This window comes from Thiorhodococcus drewsii AZ1 (assembly GCF_000224065.1).
Classification (GTDB): domain Bacteria; phylum Pseudomonadota; class Gammaproteobacteria; order Chromatiales; family Chromatiaceae; genus Imhoffiella; species Imhoffiella drewsii.
In genome coordinates, this window is record NZ_AFWT01000023.1 from 1 (window position 1) to 22498 (window position 22498).

The following is a 22498-nucleotide window of genomic DNA, read 5'->3' on the forward strand; positions in this document are numbered from 1 at the left end:
TCCTGAGCAACGCATGCAGCGGGTCGTGCCCCTCGATTTCTGGTTGTGAAAGAACTTCAAGCGTAGACTCGGTCATGGCGTATCCACCTCTGTCGTCTGTGATCTTGGTCGTGACCAGTCGACAGGATACGCCATCCCTCCTCGGGCTCCTGTACACCAGAAATCACAATAACTCCTCGATGCCATGGTCCGCATGGTGGCCACCCTCGGTGGCTTCCTCAACCGAAAAAGTGATGGCTTCCCGGGACCGCAATCCCTGTGGATCGGGCTGCAACGCGCGGCTGATTTCGTGCTCGCTCTTGAGGCTCAGCGTTCCGCAGGGGCGAGTTATGGGTAAAGCTATGCGTTGAGCCCTCAAGGGTGCACTGGGTACCCTTGAGGACCGCGACGCGGTCTAGTCGAGCAGGCTCATGGTCGAACTGCTTGCCGATAGCGGCAGGCCGTCGAGTTTGATGACGACCGGGGTCTCCTCACCGCTGAGGTGGCCTGCCCGAATTGCTGTCGGCATGCGCCTGACCGGGCGCTTGCGGTTCCTCCTCAGTCAGCCACATGCACCAGATTGTCCGCTGGCGCCCGTTCGTATCCCGGCCAGGCATCGAGGTATAGGAACGTAGCCGCGTCTGGTTCCGCAAGGTGCGGTGACGGATCGTCGCTCGGCTCCAGGTTCAATCGAGTTTGCTCCACCCGATAGCGCCATGCCTCGGCGGCCGAGCGGCTCGCCAGCCATCCACCCTCGAACCACTGCCAGCGCTTGCCGGTGGGCGGCTGGGTCGCGGTCTGCACGTCCGAGGTGTTCGGCGTGCCCAGGATGCGTGCGCTGGAGGTTTCGCCGACGACAGCGGCGAGTGCGGTGTCGAGATCGTCTCCCCGGCGAATCTCGGTCAGGAGCGTTGCAAACTGGTCTGGCGCCTGGCGGGCGGTCCAGTCGAGCGCGGCGAGCGGGCCATAGTCGCGCGCCCAGCCGTCCGAGGTGGCCATTCGCAGCGCGCCGACCGGGACTGTGCTGCCCGCGAGCGCCTGAGTGGTCGCGTCGGCTCCGCGTGCGATCAACGCCGCGAGGGCATCGATACCGTCGGTTTCAGCGACGCAGAGCAAGCCGATCGCGCCCGGCACGCCAGCGGCGAGCCAGAGCGATCCTGGTCCCTGGCGCAGATCGGCGGCATCGCGTATCTGCCGTTGAGCCAGCGCGGTTGCGATGGCGGCGCGGCGCTTCCAGCGTCCGACGCCTTGGTCGGCGACGTCCCAGTGCGGATCCTCGGCGAGGATCAGACTGTCGCCCGCGAGGCTCGAGTCCCCGAGCCCGCGTGGCCATTGCATCACCCGCCGCACCTCGGGCGCGGCGCCGAGGCGTCGTGCGACGCAGGTGCGCATCTCGGTCAGGTCCTCGGCGATGGTGACGGTCGTGTCGGCTCGGCTCGGATCCTGGGTATAGACGACGCCGTTCAGCTCGGTGCGCCCTGCCTCGGGTGCCCAGACGGCGGCGAAATCCAGCGGTCCGTCGAGCGTCCCTCCCTGTTCGGCGACATCCTTCCGGCCCGCGATCCGAAGGCTCCAGCGCCAGTCGCCGGCCGGCGCCGCGGCCCCGCTCGACAGGGTGGCGCGATACTCGGGCAGCTCGGCATCGGGCCAGAGCCCGAGCGCAGCCCGTTCGGCGGGGACACGCAGCACCCGGTCCGGATCCAGTCCGAGCCTGGGCAGCACCTCGGCGGCGTGCAGCCAGAAGCCATTGGGCAGCAGCCAGCCGGGACGATCCTCGTCGTTCCAGCCGCGCACCGCTTGCGACCAATGCAGTGCGACACGGCATCCGGACGGACCGCAGTGGGGGAGACGCACGGCGAGATGATCCTCCTCGACGATGGTCGCCGCCGGCTGTCCCTCGACCGTGGCGTTCTCCAACTGGAATCCGTCCGGCAGCTCGGCATGCAGGATGCCCTCGTCGGTCCGCACGCCATCGAGCGTCCACTGGCCCCGCAGCATGCGCGCGTCCGGATCGAGCGTCAGATTGACCGCGCCTCCCGCGACCGAGAAGGGCGCTGCCGAGGACAGCCAATGCGCCTCCCAGCGGGCGTCCTTGGCCTGGGTCTGGGCGAGCGTCTCGTAGCTGCCCTCGACCCGGTAGCGCTGATGGAGCAGCAGGGCGAGTCCGGTCAGGGCGATCAGCGCCACGCCCGCCACCTGGCCGGCCGGTCCGGCGAGACGGGTGCGGAAGGCGCGCCAGCGGTCGGCCCCGCCCGTGTCGGTTCCGCGCGGGGATAGGCTCGCGGCCAGAGCCAGCAGCAGGATGACGAGCGCCAGCTTGAAGCCGCCCGATACCAGAATCTGCTCCATCCAGGGGGCGAATCCGGTGAGCCCGGAGAGTGCGATGCCGACCGGGATGCCGATCTGCAGGGGCGGATAGGACACGAGCTCGGACTCGAAGTTGACCACCATCACGAAGGCCGCGAGCACCGAGGCGGCATAGGCCAGACCGGGACGTCGGATCGCCGCGTGCAGCAGGACGGTGACGGCGGCGAGCTCAAGCAGGGCGGGGAACAGGACCAGGACCTGGTGGCCCAGGGGCAGGGCGAGATCCAGATTGCCCGGATCCGTCAGCACAGCCGTAATCAGGGTGCCGGCACCCGGAACCAGCGCCAGGATCAGGGTCAGAGCCCCAACCGCGACGAGCCGTCCGACCAGACGCACGCCCTCCGGGGCCGGCGCGGCGTCCAGCATCTCGCCGAGACCGATCTGGTCGTCGCGCCGCATCGTGGTGCCGACCAGTCCGGCGACGACGAAGGCGATGATGAGAAAGAAGAGCTCCGTCAGCAGCGGTGCGACCAGCTCGGGACGCGGCACCAAGGGACCGTCGGCGTGCTGGACGACATGGAAGAAGGCGCCGACCACGGCGAGCAGGGTCAGGAAGGCCAGTGCGCCCCAGAGGGCGCGCCGCCTCAGTAGTTGCCCGAGCTGCCAGAGCGATTCGGCGATCAAGGCGCGCCACCAGGAGGGTCCGGTCACTGGACCGGGCAGGGACATGGGCGCCGATCCGGTCCGCGTCGCACGGTCCGTCCTCGCGGTGGCCTTTCGTGGTGCCTGCTCCAGGATCAGCGACTCCCGCGTCGCGCGTCGGATCCCGATCCAGAGCAGGGCGAGCGGCACCAGGCACCAGAGCAGGCGGCTGAGGATCAGCGCTGGGGTCGGCGCCAGCAGGGCCGTGGATTTCTCAAGGGGCGTCCAGTGCTCGACCTGATGCTCGGCCTCGGCGAAGCCGGAGGGATCGAGCAGCGTGGCGAGGAAGGGACTGGCGTCCGCGCCCTTGAGCACGATCATGGAGACCATCCAGAAGGTCATGAGCGCGGCGGCGACGGCGAAGGGGCCGGCCAGCCCGCGGGTGCGGATCGCCGCCAGGTAGTAGAGGGCACCGGCGCCGAGCGCCAGGGGCAGGGTGAAGACCAGCCAGGCCCAGGCGAACGCCGCCCAGGGCGCGGGCGCGACCGAGCCGGGCGGCACGGCGCCCATCCATTCCAGCAGGGGCGCGGCCAGAAAACCGACGATCTGCGAGCTGCCGACCAGCAACGCGACCCCGAGTGCCCCGATGAAACGGGCCGTCAGCCAGCCGGACAGCGGCATGGGCGCGGCCAGCACCAGCTCGTTCAGACGCGCCGAGCGGTCGCGCAGGATCGGCTGGGCGAAGACCCAGGCCCAAGCGAAGAAGAGGAAGAAGGCGTCGCCCGAGGTCATGAGATAGACCAGGCTCGGCGCGTTGCGCGGGATGTCGACCGCGCCCATGTCGCGCAGATAGCCCGAATTGGCGAGCACCATCAGCAGGTAGCCGACTAGCACCAGAAAGATGAGCGCGACGACCCCGCTGCGCAGCCCGGCGCGCAGCTCGTCGAGCGCCTCGTGCCAGAAGGTGCTCATGCCGCGGCCTCCAGGACGCCGGCTCCGGCGAGTGCCACATGGTAGGCGTCCTCCAGCCGCGGCCGATGGGCGTCGAAGCGGTCATCCGGCGCCCGGTCCGATTCGAGGATGGCCAGGGTGCCGCCCGGCACGGCCGAGAGATGAACGGCCGGGGGCGGCGTCTCGCCGCGCGGTACGACCCGCGACCAGAGCCGGTCCGCGAGCCGTCCGGTGAGCTCGGCGGGCGTGCCCTCGGCGACGATGCGCCCCTCGGCGAGGATGGCGACCCGCGAGCATAGGTTCTCGACGTCCTCGACGATATGGGTCGAGAGCAGCACCACCGCCTCGGCGGCCACGTCCGCCAGCACGCGATGGAAGCGGTTGCGCTCGGCCGGGTCGAGCCCGGCGGTCGGCTCGTCGACGATCAGCAGCCGGGGCGCTCCGATCAGGGCCAGGGCGATGCCGAAACGGCGCAGCATGCCACCCGAATAGGTCGCGACCGCCCGGTCGGCGGCCTCGGCGAGGTTGACCCGTTCGAGCAGGGTCGCGATCTCGGCGCGCCGCTCGCGGCGTTCGGTACGGCCCTTGAGCCAGGCGAAACGGGTCAGCAGCTCGCGTCCGGTGACGCCCGGATAGGCCCCGATCTGCTGCGGCAGATAGCCGAGACGGCCGCGCACCCGGTCGGGTTCGGCGAGCAGGTCGATCCCGTCGAGACGGATCTCGCCGCGATCGGGCGTCTGCAGCGTCGCCAGGGTGCGCATCAGGGTGCTCTTGCCGGCACCGTTCGGGCCGAGCAGCCCGTAGAGTCCGGGCGCCACCTCGAGATCGATGCCGCGCAGGGCCGCGATGCCGTTGGGATAGGTCTTGGCGAGACCGCGAATGGAGAGTCCTTCGGTCGGAGACATGTTGGGTTCCGTTCGGTCGTGAGTCGGTCGAGTGCTGGGGGAGGGGGCCGGCACCGCGAGCCTTGGTAGCGAGAATGTATATGAGACATATTCGCTTTGCGGGCGTAGGCCGGCCTACTCGAAACAGGAAGAATCTTGTTCCGAACGGGAAGATCTCTGGCGGGGGGCTTGGGGGTGACGCCGATACGCCGAGTTCCCTTCTACGGCGTCCTGCAGGATGGAGCGGGGCGGGGTGGTCTCATCTGTCCGGATCGTATGGCTTTGAAGTCCCTGAAGATTCTGTACGCGCTTTTTGAATAGTTAGGGGCGCTTCTCGGTCCAATACCGCACTGGCTCCACCTTGATGTTATGAGCCAAGCTCAGCGCGCGGTATTGGGTCGGCGCTGAGCAAATTGTTATGGATTGTTGGCGCTCAAAGCAGTTACTTCGATTTCTAACTTCATTTTTTCATCCAGCAGGCTAGCAATTATTAGGGTGGCCGCAGGCTTCGCCGCACCAAGGTATTTTCTAAATACCGGCCAGCAGGGCTCAAAATCTTCTCGCCTTGGGAAAATATAGCGGACCCTTACGACGCGTTCTAAACTGCTTCCGCATTCTTCAAGAGCGACACGGATGTTGTTGAAGCACTGTTCTGCTTGTTCGATAGCGCTTACAGCGATGTGCATGGATTTGTAATCGTAACCTGTCGTGCCAGAAACGAATACGTACCTACCATCATCTACTGCTCTGGAATATCCAATCTTCTCTTCGAAGTCAGATCCACTACAAACTCTTGTTGTCGGATTCACATTAACTCCGCATCTGATGCATAACAGCTGAAGCTGTGCGGCGCAAACGAAGCGTAGCGTAGTTTGCGTCCGAACAAGCGCCCGGTGGTACGCCCAGCATGGGCATGAACTGATGGTGTGAAGGTCCCCTGTAGGAGGATCACCGTCTGGTCTCTGATCAGGCGAAAACGACTAGCGAAGGGCAAGGGCCGAGCCGCGAGGCGAGGTCAGAAGGAAGCCTGGAGCAAATCTGCAAGCCTACGAACGGCCGTGCCGATCTTAATCTACAGAGTCTGTTACGCTCGCTCAAACATGTACGGCTGCCAAGCAGGGCAATTGCATCAAGCGTTTCTAATATTCGAGAAACCTAATATCTGGTTAATTCCTACCCATTGTGCGGCTTTCAGCCCCTTTTTAAACACGTTTGGTACCGGGGCAGCCTGAACGCTACGATATGAGTATGAGGAGCGTATCGGCACGGCGGTGAACTTCATGATCACCGAGCCGCTGGGGCAATGGCACAAAGTCAGCGTGCGTGAAACCAAAACCGCCATCGACCTGGCGGAGAAAATCAAGATATGGCTCGACGTGGACTATCGCTATGCCGAAAAGGTCGTCCTCGTCGGGGATAACCCCAATACGCCTGCCTCTCTGTACAAAGCCTTTCCACCCGAGCAAGCGCGGCGGTTGATTGATCGGCTGGAAATTCACTATAACCCGAAGCATGGGAGCTGGTGAGGCATGGCCGAAATCGAGCTCGGCGTGATGACCAAGCCGTGTCTCAACCGGCGCATCAGCGAGGTCGAAACCCTTCGCCGCGAAACCGCCGCCTGGGCACAACAACGAAATGAGGCGCAAATCGGGGTCGACTGGCAATTCACAAATGAAAAAGCGCGCGTGAAACCCAAGCACCTGTATCCGCAAGTGAAGCTGAAATGAGGTACTAAGATGCAACCTGTCGAAACTCAGCCGAATCTCCTGGCCGATAACATATTGATTGTTGATGATGATCCGGTCACCTGCGCCACCCTTTCGGGCTACTTCGCGCAGGATGGCTACGCAGTCGACGAGGCTGGCGATGCAGAGGAAGCACGCGCAACAATGGCCCGAAAGCGCATTGATTTAATGCTGTTGGATGTCGGTTTGCCTGGGGAGGATGGGTTCAGTCTAATCCGCGAGATTCGCCAGCATTCGCAGATGCCGATCATTTTCGTGAGCAGTCGCGATCATGACGTGGATAGGATACTGGGGTTAGAGTTTGGGGCGGACGACTATGTCGTGAAGCCCTTTAATGCCCGGGAGCTTCTTGTGCGGGCGCGCAACCTGCTGCGCCGCACCCGGGTCAGCGCAGATTCAGGGGCAGATTCAGGGCAGGATCAACCAAGGCACCGCAACTTTGGTGATTGGTCTTTGGATCTCCATCAGCGATGTCTGCTGGCAGCTGATGGGCAAGGCGTCGCGCTCACGTGTGGCGAGTTCAACCTGCTCGAAGTGCTCACAGCCAAGCCAGGGCGCGCCCTGAGCCGCGATGCCCTGCTCGACCACCTCAGCAACCGCGACTGGCAACCCAGCGATCGCACTGTGGACGTTCTAATCAGCAGGCTGCGGCGCAAGCTCGGGGAGAATCCGCGCGCACCGAAACTGATCATGACCATTCAGGGCTTAGGGTACCTCTTCAAAGCCAAGGTCAAGAATCGTTAGCGCTTGCTCTCGGTAATACCATCGCCCGCCAGGCAGACTCCAATACCCGCTGCGATCTCAGCGCGCTGCCCTTGAGGTCGCCCAGCAAACCAAGAAGATCCGCAGAAGCGAACTGAGTCGCGGCCAATTCAACCTTCGCGGCTTGTCGTGCCAGATGGCGCAATCCGAGTCCATTGGCAGCACCGCGCAAGCGATGGGCCACAGCGGCAATGGTCGCCGGCTGCGGCTCAGGTCCATCGTCCAATTCGGCCAGTGAGACCGAGCAAACCCGCTCGAAGGCGGAGACGATTCTCTCGGTACGCGCAACACCCAGCTGCTCCAGATGCTCGCAGATCACCGATCGATCCAGGAAACGAACCCGCGCACCTGGATTCGTCAGGTTCGCGAGCGTGCGTTGCAACTCCTGCGGGTCAAAGGGCTTGATGAGCAGCGCGTCGATCGTATCGCGGCGCTTGATCTCGCTGCGGGCAACATGAGCGGTAACGGCGACGATCGGCATTCGCCAATCTGTGAGCTCCCGGATCCGAGCGGCCACTTCAAAACCGTCCATGTCTGGCAGACGGATGTCGAGTACGACCACATCGAAACCCGGCTGCGATTGCGTCTTCAGCGCATCAATGGCGTCTGCGCCATTCCCGGCGATTGTGACGCTGTGACCGGCACACTCAAGCAAGCCACAGGCGACGAGTTGGTTGACCTCATCGTCTTCAACGAGCAGTAGCGAAAGTGGCCGCGAGGGCTGCGGTACATCCACTACAGGACAGGCCGGTGCAGCGGGCTCCCCCGCTGGCGGTAAGGCAATCTCGAGCCAAAAAATGCTCCCGCGCGATCGAGCAGGATCCACCCCGATGCGCCCGCCCATGATCCTCGTCAAATGCTGGCAAATGGCCAGGCCGAGGCCACTACCGCTGCCGCGCGCGCGATCGCGGGCCGGGGAAGCCCGGTGCAACTGCGTAAAGGGCAGAAAAAGTCGCTCGCGCTCTTCGGCTGCAATTCCAGGCCCGCAATCCTCAACTTCAAAACGCACGACAGTGCCTTCAAGACGGCGCAGCCCAAGCCTGACGTCGCCCTGATCGCCAAATTTGAGTGCATTACCGACCAAATTCAGCAGCACTTGTTGCAGCTTGCAGGAATCGCCGCGCACGATTGCGGTGGATACATCAGGGGCATCGAGGACCAGTCCAAGCCCGAGTTCTTTGGCGCGGGGGGACATGATGGCCATCACATTGTCCAGAATCTCGCGCAGATTGAATGGACCCGCATCAAGCGCAAGCTTGCCGGCCTCGATGCGCGAGTAGTCGAGCACATTGTCGATCAGGGTCTGGAGCCGCTCCCCAGAGCGTGCAATGGCGGTGACATAGGACTGCTGTTCCTGCGTGAGCTGATCCCGCCCCAACAGCCGAACCGCACCAAGAATCCCGTTCAGAGGCGTGCGGATTTCATGACTGACCGTGGCGAGGAATGCGGATTTGGCCCGATTCGCTTGCTCGGTTTCGGCCAAGGCGCGCAAGTGGGCGGTCACGTCGCTCAACACCAACAACGAGCCCGAGTACTTGCTGCCGGTTTCGAGAACAGCTCTGCGGTGAACCTCGAAGCTACGTCGCCCCTGTGCGGTCTCCAAGGTAATGGTCGTATCGTCTTCGAGCCCCTGACCACTGAAGAATGCGTCGATGCGTTTGCGTTCGGGAAGCTCGCCTTGCGGACAATAGTAGGCCTCGCCTGAATCGGTCTCGATTCCCAGCAGCCGCCAGGCTGCGGCATTCAGGTTCTCCACCTTGCCCGCCACGTCGAGCACGAATGCCGGATCGCGAATGCTTTCAAAGAGCGTCAGATACTTGTCTTTTTCATTCGCCAGAAGCCGGTTCTTAGCCGTTAGGTCCGCGATCACCTCGTCTTTGTCCGGGCGATCCCAGTCGGCGCAGACGGCAAGCTCGGCCCGATCGAAGAAGCGCTCGACAAAACGCTGCGCGCGGGTGTGCTCATGCTCCGGCAGTGGGCATTCGCGCACCAGATCCAGATAGCAGGCGCGAAAATGCTTGATGAGACCTAAAAAGAGACCCAGCGTGACGCCACGAGCGCGATGCCGCCGCCCGGTCTCGAGCGCGAATTGACAATACGGCTCCGTTTGATAATCGGCTTCAGCGATGATGGGCGGCAGATCCGCCCAGGCCGACAGTGCGGCACAGAGGTCGGTGTTGAGCCCCAGGACGGACTCCCGCCAGGCGCGCGTCAACGCGGGCGTATATTGGAAGTAACCTGTGTCGCTCGCCGCGTGAATGACCTGATCGACCAGGCTGTCTTCGTTCTCACGGATATGCGCAGTGAGCAACTGCAAGGCGTCAGTCATCGCAGGGGATCTCAGTCATCGCAGCCGATCAGTTTGAGGCTACGCCAGCTTAGGCTATTTCTGTCAATGTTCATACCATCTGGCTTGTCTTGACGCCCGCCTTCGGTGTCGCACCACCCGTCACATAGCCCGGCTATGCTCCGGGTGGTGCTCCTTGAAGGCGAGCCTCAATCCGGCGCCATCTGGTATCAACATTTCCGGCAATCGCCTTAGCGGGGCGCGGCAACCCCTATCAATCAACGCGCGAGCCGCTGTGCCAAATCTTTAAAGATGCATGCCTCCAGGCTGTCTGGGGCGCTAAAGACCACCGATTGTCCGGCGTCAGAGGCTGATGCGAGCCGCAGCGAGACAGGTACCTCTGCAAGCCGCTCCAAGCCCGCCGCGGTGAGCTGCTCGCTCATCTCCGAGCGCGGGAACAGCTCGATCTCACCGGCACAATGCGGACACACCAGACCGGCCATGTTTGCTACCCAGCCCAGCATGGGCAAACCTCGCTCGCGGCAGAATCGGGCGGCCTTGAGGCTGTCATGCAGGGCAACCGCCTGCGTCGTTGTGACCAGCAGTGCCGTTGCTTCGGTGTCCTCGATCAGATCGCACATGGTGATCAGTTCGTTACCGGTGCCGGGCGGCATATCCAGAATCCAATAGTCGAGCGGCCCCCAGTCGAAGGAACCCACCAGATGGTGGATAAAGTCGAATTTGTAGGCATCGCGCCAGACGACCGGGGAATCCGGCTCCGGCAGCAGCATGGCCAAGGATCCCAAGGTTAAGGTGGCGGCACCGTCCGGGGAGCGAAACTCGACAGGCCGAATGCCGGCGTGTCCGACCTTGACCCGCGCGGACTGACAACCGAAAAAGACCCCGGCATTCGGACCGTGAATGTCGGCGTCGCCCAACCCAACACGATGACCTTCCTGAGCAAGCGCTGCGGCAAGATTGGCCGCGACGGTGCTCTTGCCAACGCCGCCCTTGTTGCCAAGGACAAGCACGATCCGATCGATCACAGCCAGTCGTGAAGCAATGAGCTCACGATCATGGCCCGGCTTGTCGCGCTGACATTCGGGCTCGTCCGGGCAGAAGCTGCAGGCATGTCCCCTTGTGCAAGGTTCCAGATCCTGAGCGGGCGGGTGCAGAGTGACGTTTGGCGCTGGCATCGGTCTAACCCGCCTTGAGCGGGCTCAGATCAACCTTGATCCAGCCAGGGGTGGTGCGTTTGAGGCCATCGCGCTGATCCAAAGCACCTTGCCAAACCGCAAAGGCCATCGAACGCACCATGCCGGGCTCGAACTGTGCGTCATATTCGCCATCGGTCGCGAGCGGTCGCGACAAGATGACTGTCCATTGGTTATCTTCGGCCGCAGCGGCCTTGGCATAATGGCTGCGCGCGCTGACAGGCTGTTCCGGCAAATGCGTCGCCGAGCCAAAGCCACCTGCTGCCAGGTTCTCAGCGCTCTCGCTATCCGAACGCCAATACCAGATGTTGACGGGTCTCCCGGGGGCGCCCATGGTATGCGAGGTCTGTTGATCCGCGTTGACGGTAAACTGCACGGCAACGCCATCGCGCGACTGATCCATGCCCGTCTTGCGATCTGGTGTCGCATCATGCCACCGCAGCTTGACATAGAGGCGTTCACCGTCGCTGGCGACGCTGAAAAAGAGCGGCATCGGCTCGCCCGAGTTGGCCTTGCGCAGCTCGACCGAGCGGTGCACCACGGGCACCGGCACCACTTGCACCTCATACTCGGGCACCCGCTCCCAGAGGATCTCAAGCGGATCATTGGCGACCCGCAAAAAGACATGCGGAGGAAACACCGTTAATGGAATGGTATCCCCAGGCTTGACCGAGAGCGCATTCGGATCGGCGAGGCTCGCTGTGATCGGTGACAACAATCCCATCGCCAGAACCAAGATACTGGCCGTTCGCAATCGCTTGTCCATTGGCTATCTCCAGAGATTTCGCGTGGGTCCCGCAACCGCCACGCCCATGGGCGGTCGCGAGACGCTGACGTTACCGGTGGAACCGAAGCGTTCCAACTCCAGGGTCTGCAGACGCTCGAGTGCTTCTCCGAGCGCGGCGAAGACGGGATCAAAGCCCTGCTCAGCACAGGCATCCGACAGCCTTGGGACGAATTCACGACAATGCGGGCCCAGCAGCCGGGTGATGAAATCACGCTGGGCGCGTCTATACCCGGCCTCTGCATCGCTCTGTGCCCCGGCGCGGGCCTCTAGGTGTGTGAGCCAGGCAAGACAGTCGAGCTGACAGGTCAGGTGGTCGGCCAAGGCGTTATCTCCTTGGCCGGTACGCGCCTGTACGCCAAAGTGCTTGTAGAACTGCGCGTACTTCAGCATCAGGTGGGGCACGGGCTCGCCGGCCAGGAGGACATCGTAGGCACTCGCGCGCAGTGGAGCCAGCGGGCGTCCTTTGGAACCCGTGTCGAACAATGCGATGTACTGGGCTTCAAAGTCCTGAAAATCGACGCTAAGGCTGGGCAACCCAATGCGCACGCCGTGGGCTATTGCCAATGCTTCTTCAAGGGCCTGTTGAAAGCCCCGATCAGCGAGCAGTCCGTGCAGCTCGGGAACCGGATGGGCGAAGGCAATGGAGAGCAACTGCCAGGCTCGTGAGCGCTCTAAAATCTGTTCGTGGTTTTGCGTCATAGCATTACCCCAGCTTGAAGAGCGCCTTCTGGCGCTGGCCGATCAGCAGATCCATCAATTCGGAGTCCTCGCCTCGCGCCTTGCGCGCGCGCTCAGCGGCCAAGGTTTCCAGAACCTCGCTAACGCGCGGGCCGAACAACCCCTCCAGATACTCGATTGGAATGCGCCGCGTCGCGTCCGGACTTCCATCCGGCTTGAATCGCGGCGGTGAATCCGGCGGGACATAGAAGACGTTCGGACGGGTGCCGCGATCAGCGAGCAGCGGCAACGCCACCTTGTACTTATCCACCAGCTGATACACCGGACCCTCGATGTCGTCGGCATAGCCGACCGTGCGCAAGCGGCCGACGCACTGGCGGGCGCAGGCCTGCGGTAAGCCTTTCTCGATGCGCGGATAGCAAAACAGGCACTTCTCGGACGTGCCAGTCCGTTCGTTGAAGTAGACCTTTTTGTACGGGCAGGCAGTGACGCAGTAGCGGTAGCCGCGGCAGCGCTCCTGATCCACAAGAACGATGCCGTCTTCCTGACGTTTATAGATCGCTTTGCGCGGACAGGCAGCAAGGCACCCGGGGTTGCTGCAATGGTTGCACAGCCTTGGCAAATAAAAGTAATGGGCATTCGGGTACACCCCCTCGCCCTTGTCCTCATCCCAGTTGGCCCCCCAGGTCGGGGAGACATTCGGGCGCAGCGAGGTTTCGCTCCCGTTGATCAGGCTCTCCTCGTAGTTGTATTCCCAGGGGATGCCATAGTCCTCGAGCGGCGGCGTCTGGCCGATGTTGAGCTGGCCGTCTTTGTTAAAACCGCCGCCTTTTTCCTGGAAGTTGCGCGGGTAACCCGCGCCGGGGCGGGTCTCGACATTGTTCCAGTACATGTATTCGCGACCGTTGCGGTTCGTCCACATCATTTTGCAGGCCGAAGTACAGGTATGGCAGCCGATGCACTTGTTGAGGTCTATGACCATGCGCAGCTGGCGCTTGGATCCATTAGTCATCGAAAGGTGCTCCAGGGCTTCAGGCCCGCTCGATGTCGACGCTGCTCTCATGCGCCAACTGGTTTGCGTTCCACTTCCACAGGCTAAATTTCAAGTGGCCCCAATTGCCGACTAGCTCGAGCGGCTGGAGTATGGTTGCAGTGACATTATTCAGCGGCTTGCGCTGCTCGTACTGGTGAGGCTCCCAGCCGTGCTCCATCATCAGCGAATCCGCCGGCAAGCTTGGATAGAACTTCGCCTGCGCAAAAAACTCACCAATTCCATTGAACACCCGCACCCTGGAGCCATCCGCGATTCCTTTGCTTTCAGCCAGCAAGGGGCTGATGTAAAGGTTCGGCTCGCCCCGTTGCAGTCGCATCATGAACTTGTTCGAGCGCCAGTTGCTGTGGATCCCCCATCGGGTATGAGGCGTGTAGAAGTTCAGCGGATATCTGGAGGCATCCTTTCCGGCGTGGTGACGTGCTGTCGGGACCCGCGCCCCAAGCCGCATGAAGCGGTCGTGGTCGCAGTAAAAGGTGATGCGGCCGGACAGCGTCGGATAGGGCTCCTTGTCAACCACCTGGCGCTCGAACGGATGCATGGGTTTGTCCGCGTGTAATGGACTGTGCGCTGGCCCGCCCTTGGCGTTGAGGACGAAAAAGCCGCGCTTGGCACCCTCCTCGAGCGTGCCGTCAAGCTCGGGACTGTTATCGACCAGCCAGCGGGCCGCGTCCTCCTGGGTTTTGAGCGCTCCGTCCATCGTGAAATCGTCGTAAATGCGGTCGAGATCACGGGTCACGGTGCCGTCCTGAATGGACCCAATGCCGCGTGCAATCGCGCGATCCTGGATCTTGCGCGCCAACAGGGCCATGATGTCCCAATCTGGCTTGGCCTCACCGATGGGCTCGACCGGCGCGGTAAAGACGTTGACAAACCGGTGGAAGCCGACCGAGCGCAGGTCCCATGCCTCATAGTGACTGGCGGCCGGCAATATGTAGTCGGCCCACTCGGCGGTCGAATCCATGCGCACATTGACATCGACGAAGAGCTCCTCGACCTCCTCGAGAACGCGCTCGCGGTAGCGGTTCGCACCCTTGTTGCGCCGAAATTTGTTGTCGGCAATCAGGATCATGCCCTTGACCTTGCCGTAATAGGGCATCCCCTGCTCGTCGATGCTCTCCTTGATCATCTCGAGCAACTCATCGACGTTGAATCCGACGCGTTCTTTCAACTTGACCGGGTCATAATGCTCGATGGTTTCGCGATACATCTCCCCGCGCATGAACTCGCCAAGCCCGCCTGCCTCGAGTCGCGGGAGCTTCTTGAAGCCAAAGAGCGCAAGCTCGAGCAGCTTGGGCTGACTCCATTCAATCCAGGATGTATCCAGTCCGCCGCTCGGCCCACCGTGGCCGGTCAGGGCCAGCAGCAGGGTCTGCGCCCAACCGGTATACATCCCATTGCTGTAACGACCGATATTGAAGCCGTTGAGCAGAACGGCTTTCTTGGCGGCCGCCAGATAGCGTGCCTCCTGGCGGACGATATCCGGATGCACCCCAGTGACCTCCTGGGTGACCTCGGGGGTCCAGCGCATCGCCTCGTTGCGCATATGCTCAAAGCCAGGGCGCACCTGGATGCCGGCGACCTCAAACAGGCCTTCCAGGGCCGGGTCAAGGTCACCGAGCGCGATGGAGCGCTTTTCGCTTCCCATCGACCCCGGCGCTGCAACGGCTTGATTCGTCTTTGTATCCCAGAGGAAGAAAACATCTTCCTTGCCATCGCTTTCCAGATCGCTCTGGCGCAACAGGCGGCCGTTATCCTCGCGCACCAGAAGCGTCAGATCGGTCTGCTCTTTCACAAAGGCCGGCTTGTAGAGTTTTTCTTCAAGAATCACCTGCGCAAGCGACATATTGAAGAAGGGGTCGGCACCGGGACGCATGGGAATCCACAGATCCGCGTGCACAGAGCTCGGATTGAAGTCGGGCGCGATGCTAACGACGCGTGCGCCATTCCAGCGTGCCTCCCAGATAAAGTGGGCGTCCGGGATACGCGTCGCGTTCGGATTGATCAGCGACAACAGAATGTAGTCGGCGTCGAACCAGGCGTCCGACGTGAAGCTTTGCATTGGATCCCCGTATGCGAGGTGGGCTCCAGTATTGAGATCGCCGACGTCCGTAAAGATATCCGCCTGCACGCCACCCAATAGCGAGGCCATGCGATAAGGAGCGGCCAGGCGCACATGACTGAGGTTGCCGCTTCCTGTGTGCGTCATCAGCTGACCAGGGCCGTGCTGCTCGAAGATATCGAGCACCTTATCGGCGATTTCTGTGGTGGCCTGGTCCCAGGTGAGGCGTTGCCATTTACCCTCGCCACGCTCGCCGACGCGCTTCATCGGGTAGTGAATCCGATCGCCTTCATACATGGCGGCCGAATGGATCGCCCCCTTCTGACAACCGCGCGGGTCAGCATCCGGAACCCGCGGATTGATCTGCGGATACTGTGCAAGCTGCTCTTCGCGCATCACGATGCCGTCCTTGACGAACACCTGCCAGGCGCAGTTGCCAAGACAATTGATGCAATGGGCCGCATAACCGATGCGGTCCCAGGTCCATTCGTCGCGATACAGATCTTCCCAGTCGCGGTAGGGGTATTCGCTGCCGAGCGGATCGGCGACGGGCTGGAGTGCGTTCAACGCCCAGGCATTGTTTGCCGCAAAAACGCCGACGCAGGAGAGTGTGGTCGTGCGCAGGAACTCACGCCGGTTTAGCATTTTCATTGTTAGGAGTCCTCCCCCTTTTCGGTGCATCACTGGCTTGCCCGATACGTTATAAACGGCGGCTGTAAACAGCGTCTCAGCGCGCTGTAAATGAGCGGTAAAACGTTGTAAATGGATTGCAAACAGAACGGCCGGCTCAGATGTGAAGCAGTCATGTGCCAACAAGATGCGCGCGCCTCTGCTACCCTCATCCCCCACAACAAACACTTGGAAAACGGAACCTGGCCTGATGAAGCCAACTGACTTGCCGGGCAAGCGCACGGGAATCGGCTCCCACCAACCACCTGCGCTTGTGGATCGTTTCGGCCGCCGCATCACCTATCTGCGACTCTCCCTTAGCGACCGCTGCGACTTCCGCTGCATCTATTGCATGCCCGCAAAGCCAGGCTTCACAGATCGCGAGGAGTTGCTGTCGCTGGATGAGCTAGCCGCGGTTGCCGCCGCCTTCGCAGATCTCGGTGCGCACAAGATTCGTCTCACCGGCGGCGAGCCTCTGGTACGTCCTGGGGCGCTCGGGCTGATTCGCCAGATTGCCGAGCTGCCCAGCCTGAGCGAGCTCGTACTCACAACCAACGGCTCCCAGCTCGAACGCCTGGCCCATCCGCTGCGCAAAGCTGGGGTACGGCGCATCAACATCAGTCTCGACAGCCTGAGACCAGAGCGTTTTCGCGCATTGACCCGCACTGGGGATCTCGCCAAGGTGTTGCGCGGCATTGATGCCGCCATCGCCGCCGGCTTTGAACGGATTAAGCTGAATACTGTGATTCTCAAAGGCCGCAACCACGACGAGATTCTCGCTTTGACCCGTTTTGCAATGGCCAAAGGGATCAATCTCAGCTTTATTGAAGAAATGCCGTTTGGCACGATTGGGGAACATGACCGGGCCGAGACCTTCTATCCGGCCGACCGTATTCGTGAGGAGCTGGCGACCGAACTCGCACTGGTTCCAACAACAGAAACCACAGGTGGCCCGGCGCGCTATTACCGCATTCAAGGATCGGAAACCCGTGTCGGCTTCATCTCCCCGCGCAGTCACAATTTTTGTAAGGCGTGCAACCGTGTGCGCGTCACTGCCGATGGCCGGCTATTGCCCTGCCTGGGCGCCCCGCAATCGGTCGATCTGCGCACAGTGCTCCGCACCCATCCGGGTAACGCCGAGAAACTGAAAGCGGCAATCGGCGATGCCATGGGAATAAAGCCGGAGGCCTGCGACCTCAGCCCGGGCAGTAAGCCGATTGAATTCCGACACCTGATGGAGACGGGAGGCTGATGAGGCAGTGATCACCAACTGCGTCTATCAGGAAACAGCTATGAGGCTGAACAGTTTCGCCGCAAAACCGATCCGCCATCCTTAAAAACGCTTGTCAAACCAGCGCACGGCGTCTCCATGCGAACGATTGATGAGCCGATCTTTACTGGTTGTCAAGTTCCCGAAGATTGTATACGCGCTTTTGAATAGTTCGGGACGTTTCTAGGCCCAATGCGCTGGCTCTACCTCGATGTTTTGCGTCAAGCTCGGCGTGTGGCATTGGGTCGGCTCTGAGTCATGTGTTATGCGTTTTATCAGCTAATCATCTTCATCTGAAGCAGGATAAGCTGCCACACTAAGAGAAATTCCGAGCTCCGCCAGAGACATCAAGTCTGAGGGGGGCAAATCAACACAGGCAACATACTGCTCTTTTTCTCCAACTGTGACGCCTATTGCAAGTTCTGTGGAGAGATTCGAATTAGAAAAGACGATTTTCTTTTTTCTGCATTTCACTAAGAAGGCACGAATGGCGGCAACCATTTTCCTAGGGTTTTCGGCATCGACAATCGTAGTATTAAATCCAGATGTAGAATAGTAGCCACCACGCCTTCTTTCTTCGCCTTCTTTCCATGAATTATCGATTTCAAGATTGAGCGAATCGCATATAGCTTCTAGCGCTTCGCCTGTTCCTTCTACCCTGAGTGTTGCAAGATTCATGTGGCTATCCGATCAGAAATTTATTGGGTGCAAAACGTTGCGGGTCAAAGCCCATCTCGTTACACACATCTCCGCTGATCTGTTCCTAAATCGCTGATTTATATAGATAGACGTTTTTAGGGCGGTCACGCGACATCAAGCACTTACAGATTTGTGTGTAATGGGATGGTCAAAGCCCTGGCGACTGGCACCTGTCTCGGTCGCTGGGCACGCAAACCGGGATGACCAATGACTGGCTGAAAGGCCAGGGCTTGATCAGCATTCGCGATCAGTGGATGAAAGCGCATGGCTATGCCTGAAGTCCTCGTGTGCTCCCTTCTCGAGAACCCCCTAGTGCGGACCCGCATGCTGGGTGGTGTGGGGAGGGCGGGCTAAATATCCGCCCTTACCCGATTAGGCATCTTGGATTACTCATCTTCCCGATGGTTGTGATCGTTAATTATTCGTTCCGCCTCACGGTCGTAGCTGTCCGCCAAACCTCTCAAGGTAACGGCAAATCGCTGAAATCCGGCGTTCTCTACTTCCTCGGCTTTACTTCGGAACTGTTCAGCCAGTTCTCTCTCCGGTTTTCCGGTTGGGTCAACCCAATGAACGCCGCGTGAGTTGTATGTCCCAGTACTGTAACCGTTGCGCATGTCATCGGCTTCACGGTCATTCAGTGCGGCAGCGACGGCGCGGCGTATCCATAAGCCGTCTGGATCGGGTGGGGCATGAATCAATACTTCGCCAATATTGATGAGTGCAACTTCCAGATGGCCGGATGCCGTACAGATTTCCTTTACCCTTTGGAGCCAATAAATAAAGCGCTCTTCGCTGAATGTTCCATCTTGTTGTGTTCCAGGCGGTGTCTTCCACTCATGCAGTAGCCGCCAGGCATTTGTTGCGATCGCCTTTGATTCCTCGGTTGGTTCTCTCGATGGCTGATCTTCTTTCTTGGAACGGTAGGTCAGTCGGATGAGCTCGCAAAAGAACTCGGGATCATTGGCTAGCCTGCTTTCAATGAGTTGGGGCGCGGCGCCTCTATGACGATCAAGCAAGGGAACATATGCCCACTCGACCCTAAATAGATCGTCTTGGTTAGTTGAAGGTTCTGCCTGAAGAAACTTAATCAGTTCAACGATGTGGTACCCATCCATGGCGTAACTGGGCTCGCTGGAGGAAAGCGCTGCAAGCAACACTCGGACACATTGGTTGCTATCGATTGGCTGCTTGGCATGGCGCATCCTGTCCAGACAGTTGATTGCCGCATATGGCCTACCATTTTCAATCAGTTTTTCAATCGCAATGGAAAGATCACCATCGGCCTGATAAGCATTCGCACTGGTGCGCGTCCAATATTCAGTTTCGTGGGATTGAAGCCATTCAGAGGAGCGATCCCATGCTTCCTTGGTAAAAGGCAAACAAACCAGAAGTTGACCTATTTGCTCGGGTGTCCAATCAGATTTATCGAGGTTATCGCACCACTCCCAGCCTTTGCGATGGTGACGTCTCCAGATAAAACCGCTCACCAAAGCCTTGCGTTTGCTGTCCGCCGAGTCTAGGAAATGCGGTAAAAGAGTACGTTCAAACACGTCATCGGCAATAACACCAAGCGCGTGCCCTAACTGACCGGGTGAAGAAACGGATTCGGCAAATCGAATAACACCATCAACACCATCTTGCTGAAAAATTTCCGAAATGGCCGTTTCGCGTCGGGCGTCGAGCTTCTTTTGCTGCTCCTCCCAATCGCCATTCTCTTCGTAGAGATCAAAGTCACGGTCTGAAAAAAGGTGCTGATATAAGTTGAACGGGTTGGCAGGGGCGAGTTGCCCGGCAACGTGTTCAATACGGGTGATCAGTTCGTCGGGCAATGCCCATTTCGCATCGGCAAACCGCCGGTGTTCGTTTGTGAACTTCGTGAGATGGTCCCAAATCGAAAGTCGTTGCTCTTCGGGGAGCACTGAAATGGGTTGTGAGGAAAGAGCCTGGAGGAGTTGATTAAAAGCTGGTTCAGGCAGGTTATCAAAATTATCAATCAATGCGGAAAGCCGCGCGGTATCTTGACCAGCAGCAGCCACTGCAAGTTCCGCGTATAAAGATGCCTGCTGCCAGTATTCCTGATGCGTCACGCCTTTTTCCCAATCATCGGGGATGGTTTTGCGCCAGCTTGGTTTGTGCGATCCGGAAGAGGTCTGATGCTGGCCGGGAAGAAGCTGAATGATCAGATTCCAGGTAATATCCGGCCATTCATTAAGGATCGTTCGCACCGCGACCTTGCGCTTGTCAACAGATGCCAGCGTTTGCGGCAGCCAAGGCAGTAAAATGGTTGCAAGCGAATTGGATGGTCGATTGGCCCACTGGCCGCCGGGGTCATGGCTGGCAAGTTCAGCAAGTGCAACACAGACTCGAACCAGATACTGATCATCCCAGGCCAGCCCTTCCAACGCCCAGAGCAGGCCGGTTAGATAATTGCTGCCGGTGATGCCATTGCCTTCCTGGGAAAAAAGCTCATCAAAAGGACATAGCGTCAGACGCATCGCCTTCTCCACCGCATCAAGAAAATCACCCGGGGCGGCTTCGGCCAGGGTTGGCAGCAGACCATTCAGGCTGCCCCACAAAACCCAGTCGGCATCGGTCAGAAGTTCGCGTATCACCAATACGCAGGTCGCTTCAACTTTTCCTTGCGAGCAGTTAGTGCACGACTCAGGCAGGCTGCCCAGAATGGCCAAGCCCTCGGCAATGCCTTTTCGCAACACGTGTGAACATTTCAGCACCTTGCCTTGAATGCTTGCCGCGTATCGCTCTTCGGCGGGTAGTTCAAAAGCGGGGTCTGGCTCCTTCAGGACGAAAACAGCAAGCGTCCTAAACATATCGAGGTTCTGATCAAAGATGCGCGATCCCAGCAGGCTCCAAAGCTCGGCTCGATTAACAACTTTCCAAGTGCCGTTTTTGAGAGATAGCGGGCTATCAGGACGGTGTAATATTTCCCGTGCCTTCTTTAACCATTCATCATAACTGATGCCGAGCAGTTGGGTTATCGCCTCAAGGTCACATTGACTTTTATCTTGCCAAGAGCCGATCAAAATCGCCAAAGCCAAATAGGTAGCGTCCGGGTGCTGGTTCCAATCGGTTTTAGGTTTCTCCTGTGCCGCCTTGAATTCCTCGGGCATCTCTGCCACGGCCTTTTGTTTAAAGGCATCCAGAAGGTCCTCCGGCAGCTTACCGGGCGTGATCGTACCGGCATCCTGATTCCATGTTTGTACAATATCGACAACCCGTGACCACACCCACTGCGGATACTGCTGCTGGAATTGGGAAATGTGGGAATGCAGTAGAGACAGCACAACACCAAATTCGTTACCAAGATCGTAACCGAGCAAATGGAAGTGGTTCAGGAAGTCATAGAGTTCATCCCTTGATACATCGTTGCTGCCGTTCGCTGCCTTTAGATGGTGCTGAATGACCTCTAGTTTTTCGGTACTCTTGGGTGGGCTGAAATTCGTCTGTTGGACGTTTCTGAAGAACTCATCAACGTTTTTGGTGTGTCTCGCCTGGTTTAGCAGCCATTGTACATTGTGTGTATCGGTCGCGCTGAGCGGTCCTGTTATCAGTGCAATAATATCCTTATCCTTGGTGAACACCTTGGGATTTTTGAAATCATTCCAGGCGGCCTGCATCACCTCTCCAAACAGGGGGCTGCCCTGCGTGATGGCAATGGAATGCTTAACCTGCCCGAGAAACTTCCGCCGTTCCTTGCTGTTCACGTTTTCCACGACAACAATCAGGTCGTCTGTATCAAAGCCGTCGATCTTGCCCTGAAGTTTGATTTCCACAATAGGCCAGCAGGGAAGACAGGGTGCGTTCCCTCCAGTAAGCATCAGCGCGACAAATGACGCCTGGACATGCGCTTCGAAATGAACGCCGCCACCGCCGTTTGAGAATGGATTACTTAGTTTCTTTTGCTTCGCCATCGTTGGCCACTGCCCGAATTCTGATGCCTACTGTTGCGTCCCGTGTAAGTTATCATCCTTCGCTCGGCATCAACACAAAAACCCATCGCGCGCAAGGGCCTCTTCCGTATGCCCTGCTCACCACGGTGTGATAAACAGAAGAGCGCATATCTCCCATGCTGCCTCTTCCGCTCGAGCTGTCCGCGCGGTTCGACGAGACCTTCTCGCAGCACGGGATCCCCGACTACCAGCAACCGCACTATCGCAAGTGGCTACTACGTTTCTACCTGGATTTCTGCGCGAAGTATGGCCAACCGGCATTGGAGCGGACCAGTGTCCGCGCCTTCCTTCGTAAGCTCGCGGAGAAGGGGCAAGATGAGTGGATGCGCAAGCAGGCCGTCGATGCTGTGCGTCTGTACTTCGTGCAAAGCGGGGCGGTTTCAGTCGATCGGGACGGCGAGGGCGCTTCTGATGGCGTTCCGCTTCTCCAGATGTCTCGCGGACCCGCGATCAGAATGAGCGCAGTCTCACAGAGACGCCACCAGTCTATAGGCGGCATGTGGGCGGAGCAGTAGAGGAGACCTGTGAGACCCGAGCCCGTGA

16 protein-coding genes and 1 pseudogene are annotated in these 22498 nt (G+C 59.8%); 6 read left to right on the plus strand and 11 right to left on the minus strand.

Going from position 1 to position 22498, the window contains the following annotated elements; all coding sequences use genetic code 11:
* Positions 1-187: 187 nt before the first annotated feature.
* Positions 188-337 (plus strand): annotated as a pseudogene (locus THIDRDRAFT_RS15270) (IS4 family transposase); the annotation flags it as partial.
* A 200-nt stretch (positions 338-537) separates the two neighbouring features.
* Here THIDRDRAFT_RS15270 and THIDRDRAFT_RS15275 read toward each other — a convergent pair.
* From THIDRDRAFT_RS15275 to THIDRDRAFT_RS24735, 3 genes are all read right to left on the minus strand, one after another.
* The gene (locus THIDRDRAFT_RS15275) at positions 538-3900 is read right to left on the minus strand and encodes an ABC-2 transporter permease (RefSeq protein ID WP_007041775.1); all 3363 of its coding nucleotides are present in this window, start codon (positions 3898-3900) and stop codon (positions 538-540) included.
* Positions 3897-4784, minus strand: coding sequence for an ATP-binding cassette domain-containing protein (locus THIDRDRAFT_RS15280; protein ID WP_007041776.1), 888 nt, complete (start codon positions 4782-4784; stop codon positions 3897-3899). The genes THIDRDRAFT_RS15275 and THIDRDRAFT_RS15280 overlap by 4 nt, the downstream gene beginning before the upstream one ends.
* Positions 4785-5179: 395 nt before the next feature.
* Positions 5180-5572 carry a RidA family protein gene (locus THIDRDRAFT_RS24735; RefSeq protein WP_083827499.1) on the minus strand — a complete coding sequence of 131 codons (393 nt, stop codon included), beginning with the start codon at positions 5570-5572 and terminating at the stop codon, positions 5180-5182.
* Between the two features lie 462 nt (positions 5573-6034).
* Here THIDRDRAFT_RS24735 and THIDRDRAFT_RS23910 point away from each other — a divergent pair, with 462 nt between their 5' ends.
* The 3 genes from THIDRDRAFT_RS23910 to THIDRDRAFT_RS15290 are packed head-to-tail and all read left to right on the plus strand — an operon-like array spanning position 6035 to position 7252.
* Positions 6035-6289, plus strand: a complete 255-nt coding sequence (locus THIDRDRAFT_RS23910) for a hypothetical protein (RefSeq protein ID WP_050984737.1) — start codon at positions 6035-6037, stop codon at positions 6287-6289.
* 3 nt (positions 6290-6292) lie between these two features.
* Complete coding sequence (locus tag THIDRDRAFT_RS23915) at positions 6293-6490, plus strand: hypothetical protein (RefSeq protein WP_007041778.1); 198 nt, start codon at positions 6293-6295, stop codon at positions 6488-6490.
* Positions 6491-6499: 9 nt separating this feature from the next.
* On the plus strand, positions 6500-7252 hold the full coding sequence (locus tag THIDRDRAFT_RS15290; RefSeq protein ID WP_007041779.1) for a response regulator transcription factor: 753 nt from the start codon (positions 6500-6502) through the stop codon (positions 7250-7252).
* Here the strand turns inward: THIDRDRAFT_RS15290 and THIDRDRAFT_RS23920 are convergent.
* From THIDRDRAFT_RS23920 to THIDRDRAFT_RS15320, 6 genes are all read right to left on the minus strand, one after another.
* The gene (locus tag THIDRDRAFT_RS23920; RefSeq protein ID WP_159105424.1) at positions 7239-9140 is read right to left on the minus strand and encodes an ATP-binding protein; all 1902 of its coding nucleotides are present in this window, start codon (positions 9138-9140) and stop codon (positions 7239-7241) included. The genes THIDRDRAFT_RS15290 and THIDRDRAFT_RS23920 overlap by 14 nt on opposite strands.
* Before the next feature lie 695 nt (positions 9141-9835).
* A complete protein-coding gene (locus tag THIDRDRAFT_RS15300) occupies positions 9836-10753 on the minus strand; it encodes a P-loop NTPase (protein WP_007041781.1) in 918 nt (305 codons plus the stop codon).
* Positions 10754-10757: 4 nt separating this feature from the next.
* Positions 10758-11507 carry an ethylbenzene dehydrogenase-related protein gene (locus tag THIDRDRAFT_RS15305; RefSeq protein ID WP_216725639.1) on the minus strand — a complete coding sequence of 250 codons (750 nt, stop codon included), beginning with the start codon at positions 11505-11507 and terminating at the stop codon, positions 10758-10760.
* Positions 11508-11540: 33 nt separating this feature from the next.
* The gene (locus THIDRDRAFT_RS24740) at positions 11541-12257 is read right to left on the minus strand and encodes a molecular chaperone TorD family protein (protein WP_007041783.1); all 717 of its coding nucleotides are present in this window, start codon (positions 12255-12257) and stop codon (positions 11541-11543) included.
* A gap of 4 nt (positions 12258-12261) precedes the next feature.
* On the minus strand, positions 12262-13248 hold the full coding sequence (locus tag THIDRDRAFT_RS15315; protein WP_007041784.1) for a 4Fe-4S dicluster domain-containing protein: 987 nt from the start codon (positions 13246-13248) through the stop codon (positions 12262-12264).
* A 19-nt stretch (positions 13249-13267) separates the two neighbouring features.
* The gene (locus tag THIDRDRAFT_RS15320; RefSeq protein ID WP_216725640.1) at positions 13268-16165 is read right to left on the minus strand and encodes a molybdopterin-dependent oxidoreductase; all 2898 of its coding nucleotides are present in this window, start codon (positions 16163-16165) and stop codon (positions 13268-13270) included.
* A gap of 64 nt (positions 16166-16229) precedes the next feature.
* Here THIDRDRAFT_RS15320 and moaA point away from each other — a divergent pair, with 64 nt between their 5' ends.
* Positions 16230-17270, plus strand: a complete 1041-nt coding sequence (moaA, locus tag THIDRDRAFT_RS15325; RefSeq protein WP_007041786.1) for a GTP 3',8-cyclase MoaA — start codon at positions 16230-16232, stop codon at positions 17268-17270.
* A 297-nt stretch (positions 17271-17567) separates the two neighbouring features.
* On the opposite strand, the gene THIDRDRAFT_RS25680 is transcribed toward moaA, so the two are convergent.
* Positions 17568-17966 carry a hypothetical protein gene (locus tag THIDRDRAFT_RS25680; protein ID WP_139058762.1) on the minus strand — a complete coding sequence of 133 codons (399 nt, stop codon included), beginning with the start codon at positions 17964-17966 and terminating at the stop codon, positions 17568-17570.
* 407 nt (positions 17967-18373) lie between these two features.
* Complete coding sequence (locus THIDRDRAFT_RS15330; protein ID WP_007041787.1) at positions 18374-21916, minus strand: hypothetical protein; 3543 nt, start codon at positions 21914-21916, stop codon at positions 18374-18376.
* Positions 21917-22071: 155 nt separating this feature from the next.
* Here THIDRDRAFT_RS15330 and THIDRDRAFT_RS15335 point away from each other — a divergent pair, with 155 nt between their 5' ends.
* The gene (locus THIDRDRAFT_RS15335; protein ID WP_007041788.1) at positions 22072-22470 is read left to right on the plus strand and encodes a hypothetical protein; all 399 of its coding nucleotides are present in this window, start codon (positions 22072-22074) and stop codon (positions 22468-22470) included.
* Positions 22471-22498 lie beyond the last annotated feature (28 nt).

Coding starts and splice junctions, on each gene's coding strand:
- THIDRDRAFT_RS15275 (WP_007041775.1), bottom strand. CDS start 3,900: ATGAGCACCTTCTGGCACGAGGCGCTCGACGAGCTGCGCGCCGGGCTG.
- THIDRDRAFT_RS15280 (WP_007041776.1), bottom strand. CDS start 4,784: ATGTCTCCGACCGAAGGACTCTCCATTCGCGGTCTCGCCAAGACCTAT.
- THIDRDRAFT_RS23915 (WP_007041778.1), top strand. CDS start 6,293: ATGGCCGAAATCGAGCTCGGCGTGATGACCAAGCCGTGTCTCAACCGG.
- THIDRDRAFT_RS15290 (WP_007041779.1), top strand. CDS start 6,500: ATGCAACCTGTCGAAACTCAGCCGAATCTCCTGGCCGATAACATATTG.
- THIDRDRAFT_RS15300 (WP_007041781.1), bottom strand. CDS start 10,753: ATGCCAGCGCCAAACGTCACTCTGCACCCGCCCGCTCAGGATCTGGAA.
- THIDRDRAFT_RS24740 (WP_007041783.1), bottom strand. CDS start 12,257: ATGACGCAAAACCACGAACAGATTTTAGAGCGCTCACGAGCCTGGCAG.
- THIDRDRAFT_RS15315 (WP_007041784.1), bottom strand. CDS start 13,248: ATGACTAATGGATCCAAGCGCCAGCTGCGCATGGTCATAGACCTCAAC.
- moaA (WP_007041786.1), top strand. CDS start 16,230: ATGAAGCCAACTGACTTGCCGGGCAAGCGCACGGGAATCGGCTCCCAC.
- THIDRDRAFT_RS25680 (WP_139058762.1), bottom strand. CDS start 17,966: ATGAATCTTGCAACACTCAGGGTAGAAGGAACAGGCGAAGCGCTAGAA.
- THIDRDRAFT_RS15330 (WP_007041787.1), bottom strand. CDS start 21,916: ATGGCGAAGCAAAAGAAACTAAGTAATCCATTCTCAAACGGCGGTGGC.
- THIDRDRAFT_RS15335 (WP_007041788.1), top strand. CDS start 22,072: ATGCTGCCTCTTCCGCTCGAGCTGTCCGCGCGGTTCGACGAGACCTTC.